At 74.1% G+C, this 16,736-nt stretch carries 16 protein-coding genes and 1 pseudogene; 12 read left to right on the forward strand and 5 right to left on the reverse strand.

The features are described from left to right. Positions 1-80: 80 nt before the first annotated feature. From AC07FY_RS27010 to AC07FY_RS27030, 5 genes are all read left to right on the forward strand, one after another. Entirely contained in the window at positions 81-896 is an 816-nt protein-coding gene (locus tag AC07FY_RS27010; RefSeq protein WP_479010984.1) for an ABC transporter permease, read from the forward strand. A 178-nt stretch (positions 897-1,074) separates the two neighbouring features. Continuing rightward, positions 1,075-1,896, forward strand: a complete 822-nt coding sequence (locus tag AC07FY_RS27015; RefSeq protein WP_479011039.1) for an ABC transporter permease — start codon at positions 1,075-1,077, stop codon at positions 1,894-1,896. 2 nt (positions 1,897-1,898) lie between these two features. Next, complete coding sequence (locus AC07FY_RS27020) at positions 1,899-2,873, forward strand: ABC transporter ATP-binding protein (protein WP_479010987.1); 975 nt, start codon at positions 1,899-1,901, stop codon at positions 2,871-2,873. A gap of 75 nt (positions 2,874-2,948) precedes the next feature. After that, positions 2,949-3,614, forward strand: a complete 666-nt coding sequence (locus AC07FY_RS27025) for a DUF1707 SHOCT-like domain-containing protein (RefSeq protein ID WP_479010989.1) — start codon at positions 2,949-2,951, stop codon at positions 3,612-3,614. A gap of 940 nt (positions 3,615-4,554) precedes the next feature. Next, a complete protein-coding gene (locus AC07FY_RS27030) occupies positions 4,555-5,850 on the forward strand; it encodes a DUF445 domain-containing protein (RefSeq protein WP_479011042.1) in 1,296 nt (431 codons plus the stop codon). Positions 5,851-5,869: 19 nt separating this feature from the next. On the opposite strand, the gene AC07FY_RS27035 is transcribed toward AC07FY_RS27030, so the two are convergent. Both AC07FY_RS27035 and AC07FY_RS27040 read right to left on the reverse strand, forming a co-directional pair. Continuing rightward, on the reverse strand, positions 5,870-6,169 hold the full coding sequence (locus AC07FY_RS27035) for a hypothetical protein (RefSeq protein ID WP_479010992.1): 300 nt from the start codon (positions 6,167-6,169) through the stop codon (positions 5,870-5,872). A gap of 52 nt (positions 6,170-6,221) precedes the next feature. Further along, positions 6,222-6,401, reverse strand: coding sequence for a hypothetical protein (locus AC07FY_RS27040; RefSeq protein WP_479010995.1), 180 nt, complete (start codon positions 6,399-6,401; stop codon positions 6,222-6,224). Positions 6,402-6,577: 176 nt separating this feature from the next. Here AC07FY_RS27040 and AC07FY_RS27045 point away from each other — a divergent pair, with 176 nt between their 5' ends. Both AC07FY_RS27045 and AC07FY_RS27050 read left to right on the forward strand, forming a co-directional pair. After that, complete coding sequence (locus tag AC07FY_RS27045) at positions 6,578-7,114, forward strand: GNAT family N-acetyltransferase (protein WP_479010998.1); 537 nt, start codon at positions 6,578-6,580, stop codon at positions 7,112-7,114. Between the two features lie 484 nt (positions 7,115-7,598). Further along, positions 7,599-8,528 carry a hypothetical protein gene (locus AC07FY_RS27050; protein ID WP_479011001.1) on the forward strand — a complete coding sequence of 310 codons (930 nt, stop codon included), beginning with the start codon at positions 7,599-7,601 and terminating at the stop codon, positions 8,526-8,528. 49 nt (positions 8,529-8,577) lie between these two features. On the opposite strand, the gene AC07FY_RS27055 is transcribed toward AC07FY_RS27050, so the two are convergent. Then, positions 8,578-9,582: an SEC-C metal-binding domain-containing protein gene (locus tag AC07FY_RS27055; protein ID WP_479011003.1), complete on the reverse strand. Its 1,005-nt coding sequence runs from the start codon at positions 9,580-9,582 to the stop codon at positions 8,578-8,580. A 77-nt stretch (positions 9,583-9,659) separates the two neighbouring features. Between AC07FY_RS27055 and AC07FY_RS27060 the strand changes: the two genes are divergently transcribed. The 4 genes and pseudogenes from AC07FY_RS27060 to AC07FY_RS27075 all read left to right on the forward strand — a co-directional run bounded on the left by AC07FY_RS27060 (position 9,660) and on the right by AC07FY_RS27075 (position 12,864). Beyond that, complete coding sequence (locus AC07FY_RS27060) at positions 9,660-10,451, forward strand: class E sortase (protein ID WP_479011005.1); 792 nt, start codon at positions 9,660-9,662, stop codon at positions 10,449-10,451. 143 nt (positions 10,452-10,594) lie between these two features. Next, the gene (locus AC07FY_RS27065; RefSeq protein WP_479011045.1) at positions 10,595-10,882 is read left to right on the forward strand and encodes a DUF6412 domain-containing protein; all 288 of its coding nucleotides are present in this window, start codon (positions 10,595-10,597) and stop codon (positions 10,880-10,882) included. A gap of 149 nt (positions 10,883-11,031) precedes the next feature. Continuing rightward, positions 11,032-11,667: pseudogene (locus tag AC07FY_RS27070) on the forward strand (YidC/Oxa1 family membrane protein insertase); the annotation flags it as partial. Positions 11,668-12,006: 339 nt separating this feature from the next. Further along, complete coding sequence (locus AC07FY_RS27075) at positions 12,007-12,864, forward strand: fumarylacetoacetate hydrolase family protein (RefSeq protein WP_479011008.1); 858 nt, start codon at positions 12,007-12,009, stop codon at positions 12,862-12,864. Between the two features lie 78 nt (positions 12,865-12,942). Here the strand turns inward: AC07FY_RS27075 and AC07FY_RS27080 are convergent, their stop codons facing one another. Together AC07FY_RS27080 and AC07FY_RS27085 are read right to left on the reverse strand one after the other, a co-directional pair. Beyond that, a complete protein-coding gene (locus tag AC07FY_RS27080) occupies positions 12,943-14,169 on the reverse strand; it encodes an ALF repeat-containing protein (RefSeq protein WP_479011011.1) in 1,227 nt (408 codons plus the stop codon). Between the two features lie 101 nt (positions 14,170-14,270). Then, positions 14,271-15,377, reverse strand: a complete 1,107-nt coding sequence (locus tag AC07FY_RS27085; protein ID WP_479011013.1) for a Gfo/Idh/MocA family oxidoreductase — start codon at positions 15,375-15,377, stop codon at positions 14,271-14,273. A 56-nt stretch (positions 15,378-15,433) separates the two neighbouring features. Between AC07FY_RS27085 and AC07FY_RS27090 the strand changes: the two genes are divergently transcribed. After that, positions 15,434-16,645 carry an ROK family protein gene (locus AC07FY_RS27090; RefSeq protein ID WP_479011015.1) on the forward strand — a complete coding sequence of 404 codons (1,212 nt, stop codon included), beginning with the start codon at positions 15,434-15,436 and terminating at the stop codon, positions 16,643-16,645. Positions 16,646-16,736: the final 91 nt, after the last annotated feature.

The following is a 16,736-nucleotide window of genomic DNA, read 5'->3' on the forward strand; positions in this document are numbered from 1 at the left end:
CGGTCGCGTGGCTCGCCCCTCCGCACTAAGCTCGCGCGCTTTGGCCCACGGAGGAACGACCCGGCAGAGGGAGGGAAACGGTGCTGCAGCGAGCGGGTCTCTACCTGGCCGTGGCGGCGGGCGGGTTCCGGCGGTACGCCGCCTACGGGACGGCCACCGCGGCCGGGGTGTTCACGAACACCGTGTTCGGTTTCATCCTCGCGTACACGTACATCGCCCTGTGGGACGAGCGGCCCGGGCTCGGCGGCTACGACCAGGCGCAGGCCCTGACCTTCGTATGGGTCAGCCAGTCGCTGCTCGCCGCCGGGGCGCTGATCGGGGGCGGGTTCCAGGAGACGTTCCAGGAGCGGGTCCGTACGGGTGACATCGCGGTCGACCTGTACCGGCCGGCCGATCTCCAGATGTGGTGGCTGGCGGCCGATCTGGGCCGGGCCGCCTTCCAGTTGGCCGGGCGCGGGGTGGTTCCGCTGGCGGCGGGGGCGGTGGCCTTCCGGCTGGCGCTGCCCGCCGATCCGGTGCGCTGGCTGCTGTTCCTGGCCGCGGTCGTGCTGGGGCTGGTGGTGAGCTTCGCGCTGCGCTACCTGCTGGGGCTGGCCGCGTTCTGGTTGATGGACGGGTCCGGGATCAATCTGATGGCGCAGGTCGTCACGGTGTTCTTCTCCGGGGTGCTGCTGCCGCTGACCGTGTTCCCGGGCGGGTTCGGGGAGTTGGTGCGGATGCTGCCGTGGGCGGCGATGCTCCAGGTGCCGCTGGACGTGCTGCTGGGCAAGCACACGGGGGCCGGGAACGCGGCCGGGGCGCTGGGGTTCCAGGCGGGGTGGGCGTGCGTACTGCTGGGAGCGGGGCGGCTGGTGCAGTCGGCGGCGACGCGGAAGGTGGTGGTCCAGGGTGGCTGAGGCGGAGGCGGTGGCGGAGCGGGATCCGGAGCGGGGGCCCGGGCCGGATGGGGCGGAGGCGGCGGTCGCGGGGCGGTTCGCGGGGCCGGTCGGGGGGCGGGTGCCGGCCGGGCGGGAGGGCGCGGGACGGGAGTTCACCGGGCGGCAGTCCACCGGGCGGGAGTGCGCGGCGTGGGAGGTGCCCGGGCGGGGCCGGGTGCGGGAGGGGCTGCGCGGCTACCGCCTGATCGTCGGGATGTGGGTCCGGGCGACGATGACGTACCGCACCTCCTTCCTCCTCTCGGTCTTCGGCAACGCGGCCATCCAGCTGCTCGACTTCGTCGCCATCTGGATCATGTTCCGGCACGTGGACGCGCTGGGCGGCTTCACGCTGCCCGAGATCGCCCTGCTGTACGGCTCCTGCTCGGCCTCGCTCGGCCTGGCCGACCTGCTGCTCGGCAACACCGACCGGATCGGCCTGCGCGTGCGCGACGGTTCGCTCGACACCATGCTGGTGCGGCCGGTCCCGCTCCTCGCGCAGGTCGCGGCGGACCGGTTCGCGCTGCGCCGGCTGGGGCGCATCGCGCAGGGGCTGGTGGTGCTGGGCTGGGCGGTGTCGGTGCTGCCGGTGGACTGGTCGGTGGGGAAGGTGCTGCTGGTGCCGGTGATGATCCTGGCCGGGGCGGCGATCTTCGGGGCGGTGATGGTGGCCGGGGCGGCGTTCCAGTTCGTCGCCGGGGACGCGGCGGAGGTGCAGAACTCCTTCACCTACGGGGGGAACGCGATGCTCCAGTACCCGCCGACGATCTTCGCGAAGGACCTGCTGCGGGGAGTGACCTTCATCGTCCCGCTGGCCTTCGTCAACTGGCTGCCGGCGCTGCACCTGCTGGGCCGGCCCGACCCGCTGGGGCTGCCGGGCTGGGTCGCGTACCTGAGCGCGCCGGTGGCCTTCGTGGTGTTCCTGCCCGCGTCGCTGGCGTGGCGCGCGGGTGTCCGTTCGTACCGGAGCACGGGGAGCTAGTCGTGGCTGTGGCGGATGTGCTGATCTCGCTGGACGGGGTCGAGAAGGTCTTCGGGGTACGGCGCCGGGTGGGCCTGATGCGGCGTGAGAAACGGCAGGTCAGGGCGGTGGACGGGCTCAGCTTCGAGGTGGCGCGGGGCGAAATGGTCGGCTGCATCGGGCCCAACGGCGCCGGCAAGTCGACCACGATCAAGATGCTGACCGGCATCCTCACCCCGAGCGGGGGCCGGCTGAGGGTCGCGGGCATCGACCCGGCGCGGGAGCGGATGCGGCTCGCGCACCGCATCGGGGTGGTGTTCGGGCAGCGCACGACGCTGTGGTGGGACCTGCCGCTGAAGGACTCCTACGGCCTGATGCGGCGCATGTACCGCATCCCGCGGGCGCGGTACGAGGAGAACCTGGAGCGCTGCGTGGAGCGGCTGGACCTGGCCGAGCTGCTGGACGTCCCCGTACGGCAGTTGTCGCTGGGGCAGCGGATGCGCGGGGACATCGCGGCGGCGCTGCTGCACGATCCGGACGTGCTGTACCTGGACGAGCCGACGATCGGGCTCGACGTGGTGAGCAAGGCGAAGGTGCGGGGGTTCCTGCGGCAGCTGAACGCGGAGCTCGGCACGACGGTGCTGCTGACCACGCACGACCTCCAGGACATCGAGCAGCTGTGCGAGCGGGTGGTGGTCATCGACCACGGGCGGCTGATGTACGACGGTCCGCTGGCCGGACTGCACGCGGCGGGGCCGGCGGGGGAGAGCGAGCGGACCCTGGTGGTCGACCTGGAGCGGGAGCTCGGGCCGATCGAGGTGGCGGGCGCGCGGGTGGTGAGGGTGGACGGGCCCAGGCAGTGGCTGGCGTTCCCGGCGGGGGAGTCGGCCGCGCCGCTGGTCGCGGCGGTGGCGGCGCGGTATCCGCTGCTGGACCTGTCGGTCCGCGAGCCGGACATCGAGGACGTGATCGCGCGGATGTATGCGGGGCGGGGGTAAATCAGGGGCAACCCGGAGACCCGGTCGGGGCCGAAGGCGTACAACTCCCGGAGTTCCCTGCATAGGCTGGTCCGCATGAGTGACGAGCGGCCGGAGAAGCCGTTGCCGGAGCTGAGGGCGTCCGATGCCGACCGGGACCGGGTGGCGGAGCGTCTGCGGGACGCCCTCGCCGAGGGCCGGCTCGACATGGAGGAGTTCGAGGAGCGGCTGGAGGCGGCGTACAGGTCACGCACGTACGCCGAACTGGAACCGCTGACGCGGGACCTGCCGCCGGCCGGGGTCCCGTCGCCGCATCCGCTCGCGGCGCCGGTGACGACCTCGGGGGCGTCGTGGCCCGCCCGGATCGGCGGCCGGGCGACGTCCTCGGCCGGGGTCGCGGTCATGTCGGCGTTCCAGCGCAAAGGCGCGTGGACGGTGCCCGCTCGGTTCGACGCGGTGGCGTTCTGGGGCGGCGGCGAGCTGGACCTGCGCGAGGCGAACTTCGCGGAGCGGGAGGTGGTGATCAACTGCGTCGCGATCATGGGCGGCATCGAGATCACCGTGCCGCCGGGCGTGGAGGTCGAGGTACGGGGCTTCGGGCTGATGGGGGCCTTCGACCAGCGCGACACCCCGGGCCCGCGGGAACCGGGCGCTCCCCGCGTGGTCGTGACGGGCCTGGCGTTCTGGGGCGGTGTGGAGGTCAAGGTCAAGCCCCCCAAAAACCCCCACGACCCACCGGGCCGCCTCCACAAACACCTGTAGCGGGGCGGGGCGGGCCCTTGGCGGGGCCGGGGTGTGGGGCGGTGCCCCGGCGGAGGATCTCCTCGGCCGGGCCCTGCGGGGGCTTGGCCGGGTCGGGGGGTGGGGTGGTGCCCCGCCGGAGGATCTCCTCGGCCGGGCCCTGCGGGGCTTGACCGTGTGTGGGTGTGGGGCGGTGCCCCGCCGGAGGATCTCCTCGGCTCGCGCACGAAGCCACGGCTGCGCGGGCCGGACCCGGGTGGTGCGCTCGTCCTGCGGGGACCCTCCGCCGTGCCCCCACCCCACGGTGCGGCTTCGGAAGCTGCGGGGCGGTGCCCCGCCGGAGGATCTCCTCGGCTCGCGCACGAAGCCACGGCTGCGCAGGCCGGACCCGGGTGGTGCGCTCGTCCTGCGGGGACCCTCCGCCGTGTCCCCACCCCACGGTGCGGCTGCGGCAACGCCGGGTGGAGGGGAGCGGGGCCGCGTAGGGGGGTCCCCGCAGGACGAGCGCGCAACCTGGGTCGGCAGTATCCGACGGGGCTTCGTGCGCGAGCCGAGGAGACACCCCGGAGGGGCGCCGCGGACCGCCCCATCCAGCAAGCCGCCTGCACGACCCGCCCCACACAGAGCCAAGGGCCACGCCGGGCGCAGCCGAACCCGCAAGGTCACCGGCCAAGCCGCGGCGCAGCCGACCGCCGCATGTCCGCCCCGCACCTGGGCAAGGGCCAGGCGAGGCGCAGCCGGCCCCCGCCACGGTCACCGGCCAGGCCGCGGCGCAGCCGAACGGGCAGGTCAGGGCCAGCCGAGCCCGGCCCCACCCGCAGCTCCCCGCAGGGGACCGGCGTGCCGGGAACTCCTCGCGCCTCCCGATAGTCGGATGCTGTGCAGACGAAACCGGCGCCCCCGGAGAAGGCAGGACCACGTGGACCACCGCAACACCGACGCAGGCGCCGCCCCACCGCCCCTGCCACCCCGAGCGGGAGCGGACACCGGCGGCTTCCTCTTCAGCGCCGCCGACGAGGAGCGCCGCCACGGCGTCCGCCGGATGAAGGCCACCGCGACCGGCCTGCTGGTCCTGGTCGCACTGGTCTACGTACTGGCCAAGTACGCCCAGCACGCCTGGGGCGCCGGCGGCTGGGCCGGCTACGTCGCGGCCGCCGCCGAAGCCGGCATGGTCGGCGCACTGGCGGACTGGTTCGCCGTCACCGCCCTGTTCCGGCGCCCCCTCGGCCTGCCCATCCCGCACACGGCGATCATCCCGACGAAGAAGGACCAGCTCGGCATCTCCCTCGGAGAGTTCGTCGGCGAGAACTTCCTCTCCTCCGACGTGGTCCGGGCCCGCCTGCGCTCCCTCGGCATCGGCGGACGCCTCGGCGCCTGGCTGGCGGAGCCCGCGCACGCCGAGCGGGTCACCGCGGAACTGGCCACCGCCCTGCGCGGAGCGCTGACCGTGCTGCGCGACGCCGACGTACAGGCCGTCGTCGGCGAGGCGATCACCCGGCGCGCCGAGGCCGTCGAGATCGCGCCGGGCCTCGGCAAGACCCTGCAGCGGGTGGTCGAGGACGGCGGCCACCACCGCGCCGTCGACCTGGTGTGCGCGAAGGTCCACGACTGGCTGGTGACGCACGGGCAGTCGGTGATGGACGCGGTGCAGGGCGGCGCGCCCGGCTGGACCCCGCGGTTCGTGGACCGCAAGATCGGCGACCGGGTGTACAAGGAGCTGCTCCGCTTCGTCACGGAGATGCGGGACATGCCCCAGCATCCGGCGCGCGGGGCGGTGGACCGCTTCCTGACGGACTTCGCCGCCGACCTGCAGTCGGACACCGAGACCCGCGCCCGGGTCGAGCGGCTCAAGTCCGAGCTGCTGGCGCGCGGCGAGATCCAGGACGTCATCGCCTCCGCCTGGTCCGCGATCCGCTCGCTGATCATCTCGGCCGCGGAGGACGAGCAGAGCGAGCTGCGGCTGCGGGTCCGCTCCTCGCTGATGTCCCTGGGGACGCGGCTGGCCACGGACATCCGGCTCCAGGACAAGGTGGAGGGTTGGATCGAGGGCGCGGTCGTGTACGTCGTCACCAACTACCGGACCGAGATCACCTCACTGATCACCGACACGGTGGCGGGCTGGGACGCCGAGCACACCTCCCGCAAGATCGAGGCCCACATCGGCCGTGACCTGCAGTTCATCCGTATCAACGGCACGGTGGTCGGCGCCCTGGCGGGCCTGCTGATCTACTCGGTGTCCCGGGCGTTCGGCGCGTGAACCCGCTCCCGCCCCGCCGTCAGCCGCGGTCGGCGACGGCCCAGGACGCGGCGGCCACGACCCCGGCGGCTCCGACGACGGCCGGCCACGCGCCGACCTTCTTCGCCAGCGGGTGCGCGCCCGCGAAGCCGGCCAGGTACAGCGCGCCGAGCCCCGCCGCCGCAGGCACTCCGCCGCGGCGGTGCCACTCGCGCCCGGCGGCGAGCCCGGCGGCGCCGAGGACGACACCGCCCAGGGGCCGCTTCTTGGTCCACCGCGCGACGGCGTAGCCGCCGACCAGCCCGGCGGCCGCCACTACGGAACTCGGTACCCGCGCCATGCGAACTCCTCGGTCTTCCCGGTCATATGAGTAGCTTGTCTGCCGTACGAGGCTAACGCGGCCGTCCGGCCATCCGGCGGCCGCCCAGGATCCACACCACCACGGCCACGGCCCCGCCGATCAGCGCGTCCGGCACCGCGTCCCGGACGGCGCTCGGCAGCAGCGCCACGACGCCGAGCACGAGGAGAAAGGCGAGCGCGCACCGGCCGGTCGCCCGAAGCAGTCTGTCCACGGCTGCTCAACGCGGGGGCCGGGCCTGTCGACACGGAGGGCGGGGAGGGGATTTGTCGCACACTCGCCGGATCCGTGCGATGTGCGGCGATGGAACCCGAAGGGCATACATTCACTCTCCCCATCCACAGGGACCGTCAAGGGAACGATCCCCCCTGCCCCAGGAGCCCGGACATCGTGATCTGCTACGGACAGGCCGTCCTCGACCTCGCGGACGAACTGGTCGACGCCTACGCCGACGTCTTCTCCGGCCCGCCGTGGAACGAGGACGAAGAAACCATTCGCCAGTTCGCCGCCCGCCTACCGGCGGACGCCCGGCGCGCCGGCTTCCGTACGGCCCTCGCCCAGTCCTCGACCGGCATCGACGGCTTCGCCACGGGTTGGATCACGCCGGCGGCCTTTCCGAAGAACCGGGCCTACGCGCAGGTCACCGCGCAGCTGGGGCGCGAGCGCGTACGGGAGCTCCTGACCGGCGCGCTGGAGATAGACGAGCTCGCCGTACGCCCCTACGCCCGCGGCCGCGGCACGGGCCGTGCCCTGCTCACGGAGATCACACAGGACGCCCCGGACCGCCGGGCCTGGCTGCTGACCTCCCGGCTGGCCACCGACAACGTGGCCACGTACCGCCGCCTGGGCTGGCACGAGCTCCAGGCCCGCCCGGGCACGGAGACGGGCGTGATCGTCTTCCTCTCGCCGGACCACCCCGGCCGCTGAGGGTGTCCGCCCCGCCACGGTGGGGCATACCCGCGGCATGATCACACCCCGCGCCCCCCAAGCCCCCGACCGGCCGCACGGAGCGGGCCCCGCCCGGTCCGGCCGTACGGCGCCCGCGCACCGAACGGGCCGGAGCCACCCCCCTCACCGACCCGGCCACGACGCGCCCCCTCCCGAACGAGGACAACGCCCCGACCGGCCACGGCCGCCCGCGCACCGACAACACCCCACCGGCCCCCGGCAGCCCACCCCCGAGCGCCTCCCGGGAAAGCCCCACGGGACGGGGGAACTCCAGCAGCCCCACCCCGGCCGGTACCCCGCCCAGCCGGACTCGCCCAGGCCCGGCGGCCACGATCAGCGACCCGGGCTGAGCCACCCGATCCGGCACGGTCGGCAGCCGCACCCACCCCCGCAGGCCGGTCGGACCCCCGCGCCCCGGCGTCAGCTGAACCTGGCCACGCGGCAGCAGCTCGCCGCCGCCGGCGTGCCCGATGGCACGATCACCTCGCGGACCCGGCCCGGCGGCCCCTGGCAGCGCCTGCTGCCGCGGGTCTACCTCCTCCAGACCGGCCCCCCGGACCAGCGCCAACGCGCCCTCGCCGCCGTGCTCTACGCCGCCGAGCCCGCCGCGGACCCGCTCTCCGGCGACACGGCCGCCCTCACCGGCGGCGCCGCCCTCGCGCTCCTCGGCATCCGCGAAGCCCCGTACGGCCCCGCCACCACCCCGGCGGACGTCCTCATCCGCGCTCCGCGCCGACTGACCGGTACCCCCGAGGTCCGCCCGCTCCCCACCTCCCGCTGGCCGCGCACGATCACGGTCCGCGGCATCCCGTGCGCCCGCCCGGTCCGCGCGGCGGCGGACTTCGCCTCCCGCGCGACCGACGCCGACCGCATCCGCTCGACCCTCGCGCACGTGGTCCAGGCCGGCTGGTGCCATCCGCAGGACCTGCACGCCGAACTGCGCGCCGCCCGCCTCCTCACCCGCCCGGCGGTCCGCGCCGCCGCCTCCGAGCTCCTGGCCGGAGTCCGCTCGATCGCCGAGGCCCAAGCCCGCGACGTCCTCACGGCGACGGACCTCCCGACCCCCTTGTGGAACGCCCGCCTCTCCACCCCGGACGGCACCTTCCTGGCCAGCCCGGACGCCTACTGGCCCGACGAGGGCGTGGCCCTGGAGATCGACTCAGCGGAGTACCACTACACCCGCGACGCCTGGCACGCCACCCTCCGCCGCCGCCTCCGTCTGGAATCCCACGGCATCCTGGTGATCAGCGCCACCCCCTCGATGCTCCGCGACACCCCCACCGAAGTCCTCGCAGCCCTGCGCACCCTCCTGACCCTCACCGCCCACCGCCCCACCCCACCCACCGCGCTGGCCCGCGGCCATCAGCAACTGGGGTTGCCGCTGGAGCTCTAGGGAACGGCCGAGGTCGCCTCGACGGCGCCTCGACGGGGCACAGCACCAGCTAGCGGATGTGGGTGCCGTGGCATTCCGCGTACGGCTTGCCCGAGGTGCACCAGCAGGGGTTCGTCGGGGTGGGGGGCCAGGGGGTGGCCTTGCCGCGGGCGGCCAGGGTCGTGGCGTATTCCGCGAGGAGGGACGGGGAGGCCGGGGAGGTGCGTTCCGAGGCGGCGAACGCCTCGTACGACGGGACGCTGGCTGTCACGATGCCCAGGTTCGTCGTGCCCGAGGCGGCGAGGGCGCGCAGGGAGGTCTCGATCTCCCGCAGGTGCGCCTCGTGCGAGGGGTACTCCGTGGCGAGCGTCGGGTACGAGGTGACGAGTTCCGCCAGTTCACGGGCGGGCCAGTGCAGGATCGCCACCGGGAAGGGGCGGGAGAGCGCGGCGCGGCGGTCGCCCAGTTCCGCTCGGAGGCGGGCGATCTCGGCGCGGAGTTCCGCCGGGTCGTCGGAGCCGAGGGCCCAGATGCGCTTGGGGTCGTGCAGTTCGTCGAGCGGGATCGGGCCGATGTGTCGGGTGTCGGCGACCATGTCCCAGTCGTCGTGCGGGCGTCCGAGGAGGCGGCGGACACGGTGGCGGCCCGTCAGGAGGGCGGTGGTGGCCGGGGTGAGCGGGTCGTCCTCCGCGATCAGGAGGGTCGCCGCCTCGGTGAAGCAGTCGTGGGCGGCCTCGAGCTCGTCGTGGGCCTCGAGGGTTTCCGAGATGACCTCCCAGGGCGCCGGGTCCTTGGGGGAGGCCGTGCGGATGCCGGAGATCAGGGCGCGGGCCTCCGGTTCGTGGCCGTACTCCCAGAGGTTCGCCGCCTGCAGGGCCTTGATCAGGTGAAGGTTGGCCGGTGAGGCGGAGAGGAGCTGGTCGTACAGCGCGCTGGCGCGGTCCCGGGCGTCTGCCAACTCCAGGTGGGCAGCGGCCTGGAGGAGCAAGGGCTCCTGGTCCTCGGGATAGCGGGTCGCCGTGCGGATGAGGCGCTCGGCTTCGGCGATGTGCTCGGCAGGCGTGTCAGGGCGCATGGATCACACGGTACTGCTGCTGGTCAGTTGACGGGGGAGGACTTAAGGTGCCGCCCGTGCGGGATCACATACCTGTGGTGGTTCACGGGAGCGGCCGGCGGGCGCGCCGGGCCGGTCTCGCGGGCGTGCTGTGGGCGGCCGCCGAGCTGACCGTCACCGTGGGGGTGGTGGTCCTGTTGCTGGTGGCCCACCAGGTGTGGTGGACCAACCGGCAGGCCGTCGCCGCCGCGCAGGAGCAGGTCAGGGCGCTGGAGAGCGATTGGGCCCGGGCGCCGGACGCTCCGTACGATCCTTCGGCGGAGCCGGCCGGCCCGGCCGCCTCCGCGGCGCCGTCGGGGGCCGCGGACGGCGGCTCGTCGCCCGAGCCCTCCGCCAGGGTTTCCGAGCCGCCGGCCCGGGCCCCGGCCGGCAAGCCCGAGCCGCCGGCCCGGGACCGGGCGTACGCCGTGCTGCGGATCCCCCGGCTCGGGCTGAGCGTGCCGGTCGCGCAGGGGATCGACAAGCGGGCGGTGCTCGACAAGGGGTACGCCGGGCAGTACCCGGGGACGGCGCGGCCCGGTCAGCAGGGGAACTTCGCGCTGGCCGGGCACCGCAACACGCACGGGGAGCCCTTCCGCCACATCAACCGGCTGCGGGCCGGGGACGAACTGGTCGTGGAGGTTCGGGGGCGGCGGTACACGTACGTCGTCGGGAAGGTGCTCGGCGAGACCACCGAGCGGGACGTCGGGGTGATCGCGCCCGTGCCGCGGAGCCTGGTGAAGCCGGAGTACGGGTACGGCGAGCCCGGTGCCTACATCACGCTCACCACCTGCACGCCCGAGTACACCTCCAAGTACCGGCTGGTGGTCTGGGGGACCTTGAAGCCCTGAGCCCGGTGGATCGTCGGTGGGACCGGTTACGATCGAGGGCAACGAGCCGATCCCGTACGGGGGTTCGCGCTGGGGAGCGGAAGGGGGAGGTCCGTATGGCTCGGCGCTTCCTCCTGCTGTTCGCCCGGCCGCCGCTGGTGCTGATGCCGGTGTGGGTGCTGGTGGGGCTCGGGGGAGTCCTCGCTCTGTTCGCCGGGGAGGGCGGGCTGGGTGTGGTGGCGGCCGTCGTCGCACTCGCCGCGACCGTCGCCGTGGGCGCCGAGGCGCTGGCCGCCGCGGCGCGCCTGGCACGGCCCGTGCCGCCGCACCGCATACGCACCGCGATCCGTGATCGCGAGCAGCGCACGGCGTTCCTGCCGCAGCGCGATCCCGACGCGTCGGGCCGGTCGCGGCCCAGGGCGCCCGGCCGTCCGGTCCCGACGGCCGCGTAGGGCGCGGGGGTACGCGTACGGCGTACCTCCTGCTTGTCTGATCACCGTTGCCGCCCCTCGTGGGCCGTCACGCCGAATGCCGGCTTGGCCTGACCTTGGCCTCGCCGTGCCTCTCTTTCGACGTCGACGAGACCTTTCGGAGGGACCGCATGTCCTTTTTCACCCATCTTGTTGGAGAGCTGGGCCGGCTGCTCGAACCGGTACTGGCCGAGTCCGCGACCGCTGCCGCGATCGTTCTGTTCACCGTGCTCGTGCGGCTCGCGCTGCATCCGCTGAGCCGGGCCGCGTTCCGTGGGGCGACCCCGGCGGCGGGGTGCCTGCCGGTGCTGCTGCAGCTGCCGGTGTTCTTCCTGATGTACCAGGCCTTCTCCTCGGGGGAGGAACTGCTCGCCCACCGGCTGTTCGCCGCGCCGCTGGGTGCGCGGTGGAGCGAGGCGCTGGGGGAGGGGGGACCGTTCGGGGCGCAGGGGCTGGTGTTCCTCGGGTTGTTCGCGGCGATCGGGGCGGTGGCGGCGTGGAGTGCCGTACGGGGGCGCCGGGCCGCCGCCGGGGCGGCGCAGGCCGCGGCCGAAGCAGCCGACGCGGCGGCCGTGAGCGGAGCCGCGACCCGCACGGGGGTCGGTCGCGGTGGGTTGAGCGCTGAGCAGGAGGAGGCCGTGCGGAAGGTGGGCGGGCTGCTGCCGTTGCTGTCGTTCGGGACGCTGATCACCGCTGCCCTGGTGCCGCTGGCGGCCGGGCTGTACCTGCTGACCACCACCGCGTGGTCGGTGGCAGAGCGGGCCTGGCTGCAGTCGCGCGGCGGGGCCGGCGGAGCGGCCGTCGGGACGGCCGACGCGGCTGTCGGTCCGGCGGCCGGCCGGATGGTCGGCAGGGCGGCCGGTCGGGCGGTCAGGAGGGCGGCCGGCCGGACGGTCGGGCAGGCGGCCGATGGAGGGGCTGGAGACGGCCGGGGCGGAGGGTCTGCCGGTCAGGGGTCTGGAGGGCGGCGTTCCAGTCCGTGAACAGGGTCTTGCGGATTGATCGGACATCTTGGAGGATCAGCCAATCCTCCGATGGCCGCAACCCATCGGCCGGCGCCCGGGCCCGCCCGTGCGCCGACCACCCACGACCACGGGAGAATGCCCATGAAGCTGCTGCGTGTCGGACCCGTCGGGTCGGAGCGCCCCGCGCTGCTCGACCAGGACGGCACCCTGCGTGACCTGTCCGGCCTGATCACGGATGTGGACGGCGCTCTCCTGGCCGAGGACTCCGTGCTCTCCCGGGTCAGGGACGCGGCCGAGGCGGGCGAGCTCCCGGTTCTGGGCGCCGAAGGACTGCGGATCGGCGCGCCGGTCGGCCGCATCGGCAAGATCGTGGGCATCGGGCTGAACTACTTCGGGCACGCGGCCGAGATCGGCGCGGAGCCGCCGGCCGAGCCGATCCTGTTCCTGAAGGCCGCCGACACCGTGGTGGGCCCGGACGACACCGTGCTGATCCCGCGCGGCAGCGTGAAGACCGACTGGGAGGCCGAGCTCGGCGTCGTCATCGGCAGCACCGCCCGCTACCTGGCCTCCGCCGAGGAGGGCCTCGCGCACGTCGGCGGGTACCTGCTGGTCAACGACGTCTCGGAGCGCGAGTTCCAGATCGAGCGCGGCGGCACCTGGGACAAGGGCAAGAACTGCGAGACCTTCACCCCGCTCGGCCCGTGGCTGGTCACCGCCGACGAGATCCCGGACCCGCAGGTCCTGGACGTCAAGCTGTGGGTCAACGGCGAGCTGAAGCAGGACGGCACCACCGCGGACCAGATCTTCCCGGTCGGCGAGGTCGTGCGGTACCTGAGCCAGTTCATGACCCTCCACCCGGGCGACGTCATCGTCACGGGTACGCCGGGCGGTGTGGCCATGGGCCAGCCGGAACCGAAGCCGTACCTGCGGGCCGGTGACGTCGTGGAGCTGGAGATCGACGGCCTGGGCCGTCAGCGCCAGGAGTTCAAGAGCGCGTAGCACCGCGCGAGGACGCGAAGAGGGGGCGGGCCGCCAGGGGCAGCCCGCCCCCTTCCGTCAGGTCGGGCGAGGTGTCGATCAGCCTTCGGTCGAGAGGCGGCGACGGCGGCCCGCGACCACCAGGCCGGCGCCCGCGGCGAGTGCGGCGGCGCTGCCGGCCGCGAACCAGGCGTTCTCGGAACCGGCACCGGTGTTCGCGAGCCCGGCGGACCCGCCCGCCGCGGTCACGTTGCCGTTGCCGGCGGAGCCCTGGGCCGTCACCTGAGTGGTCGTCCCCGTCGTGCCCGTGGTGCCCGTCGTACCGGTCGAACCGGAGCCCGCCGCCCCGTTCTTCTCCTTGTCCTTCTTCTCCTGCTCCGCCTTGGCGGCCGCCTCCTCGGCGGCCTTGTCCTTGGCGCGCGCCTCGTGCTGGCCCGTCGCCAGGAACGCGGCCCGGTCCGCGGGGGTCCCCTTCAGGGCGGCGATGGCGGCCTTCTTCAGCTCGGGGCCGGGGTTGTTCAGCATCGACCAGATCAGGACGGTGTTGTCCTCGTCCCGCAGCGCGTGCTGCCCGGTCTTCACGAACTCGCGCAGCTCCGCGTTGGACGGGTGCCCGTGCAGGAGCGCCTGGATGGCCGCCTTCAGACCCGGGCCGGCGGCGTCGTACATGCGGGCCAGCTCGACGCGGTCGTCGCTCGCGCGGACCTCGTGCTGGTCGACCTCGATGAACTTGCGCACCTGCTCCGCGGTCCCGTCGCGCAGGAGCTTCTGGACGGCCTCGCGGATGCCCGAGCCCGCACCGTTCAGCATGCGGAACAGCTCGACCTGGTCGTCCTCGTACCGGGCCTTGTGCTGCCCGGTGGTGAGGAACTCCTTCAGCGCGGCGTGGGTGCCGGCCCGCAGGGCCTTTTCCGCCTCGCGCTTGACGGCGACGCCGCCGGTGCTGTGGATCTGGGCGACCCGTACCCGGTCGTCGGTGTACTGCTGCTCCTGCCAGACGACCTCCAGGAAGCGCCGCATGTCAGCGGCCGTCCCCTTGAGCCCCTTCTCGGCCGCCGCGCGCACGCCGGGCCCGCTCGCCGGGTCGGCCAGGATCAGCTCGATCGCGGCGCGGTCCTGCGCGGCCTGCGGGTCCTCGGCGGGCTTCTCTCCCGGATTCCCGGTGGCTTGACGGGCCTCCGGGGCCTGGTCGGGAGCGGTCGGGGCCGACGGCGTGGACGGCCCGGACGCCGACGGGGCGTCAGCGGCGAAGGCCGGCGAGGCCAGCAGGACGGCCGGGGCTATCGCGGCGGCGGCGACGACCGACGCGATCCGGGGCAGCTTCACAGAGATTCCGTTCTTTCCACACATCATGATCGTATTGATGGCAATCCGTGCAGGATAGATCGTCGTCCGCCCCGGACGCTCTCATTCCTGTGAGCGCTGGCTCACAGCTCGACGGTCACTCCGTCCCGGGAAGAGGTACGGGCCGCCTCCAGGACCTCGAGGCAGTGCGCGGCCTCGTACGCCGTGACCGGCGCCGGCCCGCCGTCGCGCAGGGCCGCGGCGACGGCGGCGTAGTACGCCGGGTAGTCGCCCGGGGCCGTGCGGACCGGGGTTCCGCCGCCCGTCAGTGGGGACGCCCCGGAGCCCAAGCGGCCCCACATGTGCTCCGGCTCCTCGCCCCACGCCGCGTCCGCGCCCGGACGCAGGCCCTCGCGCAGGGCGCCCTCCTGCGGGTCGAGGCCGTACTTGACGTACCCGGCCCGCGAGCCGAGGACGCGGAAGCGCGGGCCGAGCTGCGCGGTGGTGGCGCTGACGTAGAGGTGGGAGCGGACGCCGTTCGCGTGCGTGAGGGCGATGAAGGTGTCGTCGTCGGCCTCGGCGCCCGGTCGGCGCACGTCGGCCTCCGCGTACACCCGCACGGTCGGGCCGAACAGGACCAGCGCCTGGTCGACGACGTGGCTGCCCAGGTCGTAGAGCAGGCCGCCGATCTCCTCCGGCGCGCCGGACTCGCGCCAGCCGCCCTTGAGCTGGGGGCGCCAGCGCTCGAAGCGGGACTCGAAGCGCTGGACCTCGCCGAGTTCGCCGTCGGCGAGGAGGCGGCGGACGGTGAGGAAGTCGTTGTCCCAGCGGCGGTTCTGGAAAACGGACAGGAAGGTTCCGGTGCGCTCGGCGAGGGCGGCGAGCTCGCGCGCCTCGGCGGCGGTGGCGGCCAGCGGCTTGTCGACGACGACGGGGATCCCCGCGGTCAGCGCGGCCGTCGCGAGGGCGACGTGGGTCCGGTTGGGCGAGGCGATGACGACGAGGTCGAGGGGCTCGTCGCCGCCCGCGCGCTTCCACAGTTCGTCGGGCGAGGCGGCGATGCGGACGTCGGGGAACTCGGCGAGGACCTGCGCCTGGCGGCCGGGGTCGGAGGTCACGACGGTGTCGAGGACGAGACCGGCGGTGGCGGCCACGAGGGGGGCGTGGAAGACGAAACCTGCGAGTCCGTAGCCGATGAGGCCGACGCGGAGGGGGGCGGAGTGGGGGGTGCGGGGGGCGGTGGCGTTCATGGATTCCACTTTGGCAACAGTGTTGCCGAAGTGCAAGGAGGGGTGAGAATGGGAGGGTGAACAGGGGAAACGGGGACGGGCGCGGCCATGGGCATGGCCTCGGGCGCGGTGGGGTGAATCTTCCGGCGCTGCGCGGGCACAACGAGGCGTTGCTGCTGGACTTGCTGCGGGGGGCCGGGCCCGGCGGCCTGGGCCGAGCCGAACTCGCCGCGCGTACGGGACTCACGCCGCAGGCCGTCAGCAAGATCACTGCCCGGCTGGCGGGGGAGGGGCTCGTCGCGGAGGCGGGTCGCGCCGTCTCCACCGGCGGCAAGCCGCGCACCCTGCTCCGGCTGGTCCCGGAGGCGCGGTACGCGGCCGGGGTGCACCTGGACCGTGACGAGCTCCGGGCGGTACGGGTGGACCTGGCGGGCACGGTCGTCGCGGAGAGCCCGGGGCCGCTGGACTTCGGGGCGGGTCCGGGCGCGGTGGTGGAGGAAGTCGTACGGGCGCTGGCGGATGTGGGGGCGTTCGCGGGCGTACGGGCGCTCGCGCGGGCCGGGGAAGCGGGCGGGCAGCCGTTGCTCGGGGTGGGCGTGGCGGCGCCGGGGCCGTTGGACCACCGGGCGGGGGTGATGGGCCGGGTGACGGGCTTTCCGATGTGGGAGGGGTTTCCGTTGCGGGAGGTGCTGGCGGGGCGGTTGGGAGTACCGGTCCTGCTGGACAAGGACACGAATGCGGGTGCGGCTGCGGCTGCGGCTGCCGTGGTGGCCGGGGGTTCTGGGGTCGGGGCCGGGGCCGGGGTAGGCGGTAGCTCGGTGTACGTGCACGTCGGGACCGGGCTCGGGGCCGGGCTGCGGCTGGGTGGGGAGGTCTACCGGGGCGGGCGTTCGGGGGCGGGGGAGTTCGGACACCAGGTGCTGCGCCTGGACGGGCCGCCGTGCCGGTGCGGTGCGCGGGGGTGCGCGGAGGTGTTGTGCCTGGCGGCGGTGGAGCGGGGGGATCTGGCGGAGGCCGCGAGGATCGTGGGGGAGGGGGTGGCGAATCTGGTGGCTTTGCTGGATGTGGAACGGGTGGTCCTGGGAGGTCGGGTGGTGGCCGGGGCGCCGGAGGTGTTCGTGGAGGGCGTGCGGAGGGTGCTCGTGGGGCGAGGGGCGTTGGCCGGGGCCGGGGCCGGGGCCGGGGCTGGGGCCGGGGCTGGGGTGGTTCAGGTGGGGCTGGCCGAGGTCGGGGTTGCCGAGGGGGCTGCGGAGTTGGTGCTCGGGCCGGTGTTCGGGCGGGTGGGCTAGTACTGCAACGGTGTTTTCTGTGATGGTTTGTTGGCTTCTGGTGGTGTGTAACCGCGTCGTTTGTAGTGGCTGACACGTGCCTGGAACTGTC

The sequence above is a fragment of the Streptomyces sp. NPDC045967 genome (assembly GCF_056430495.1).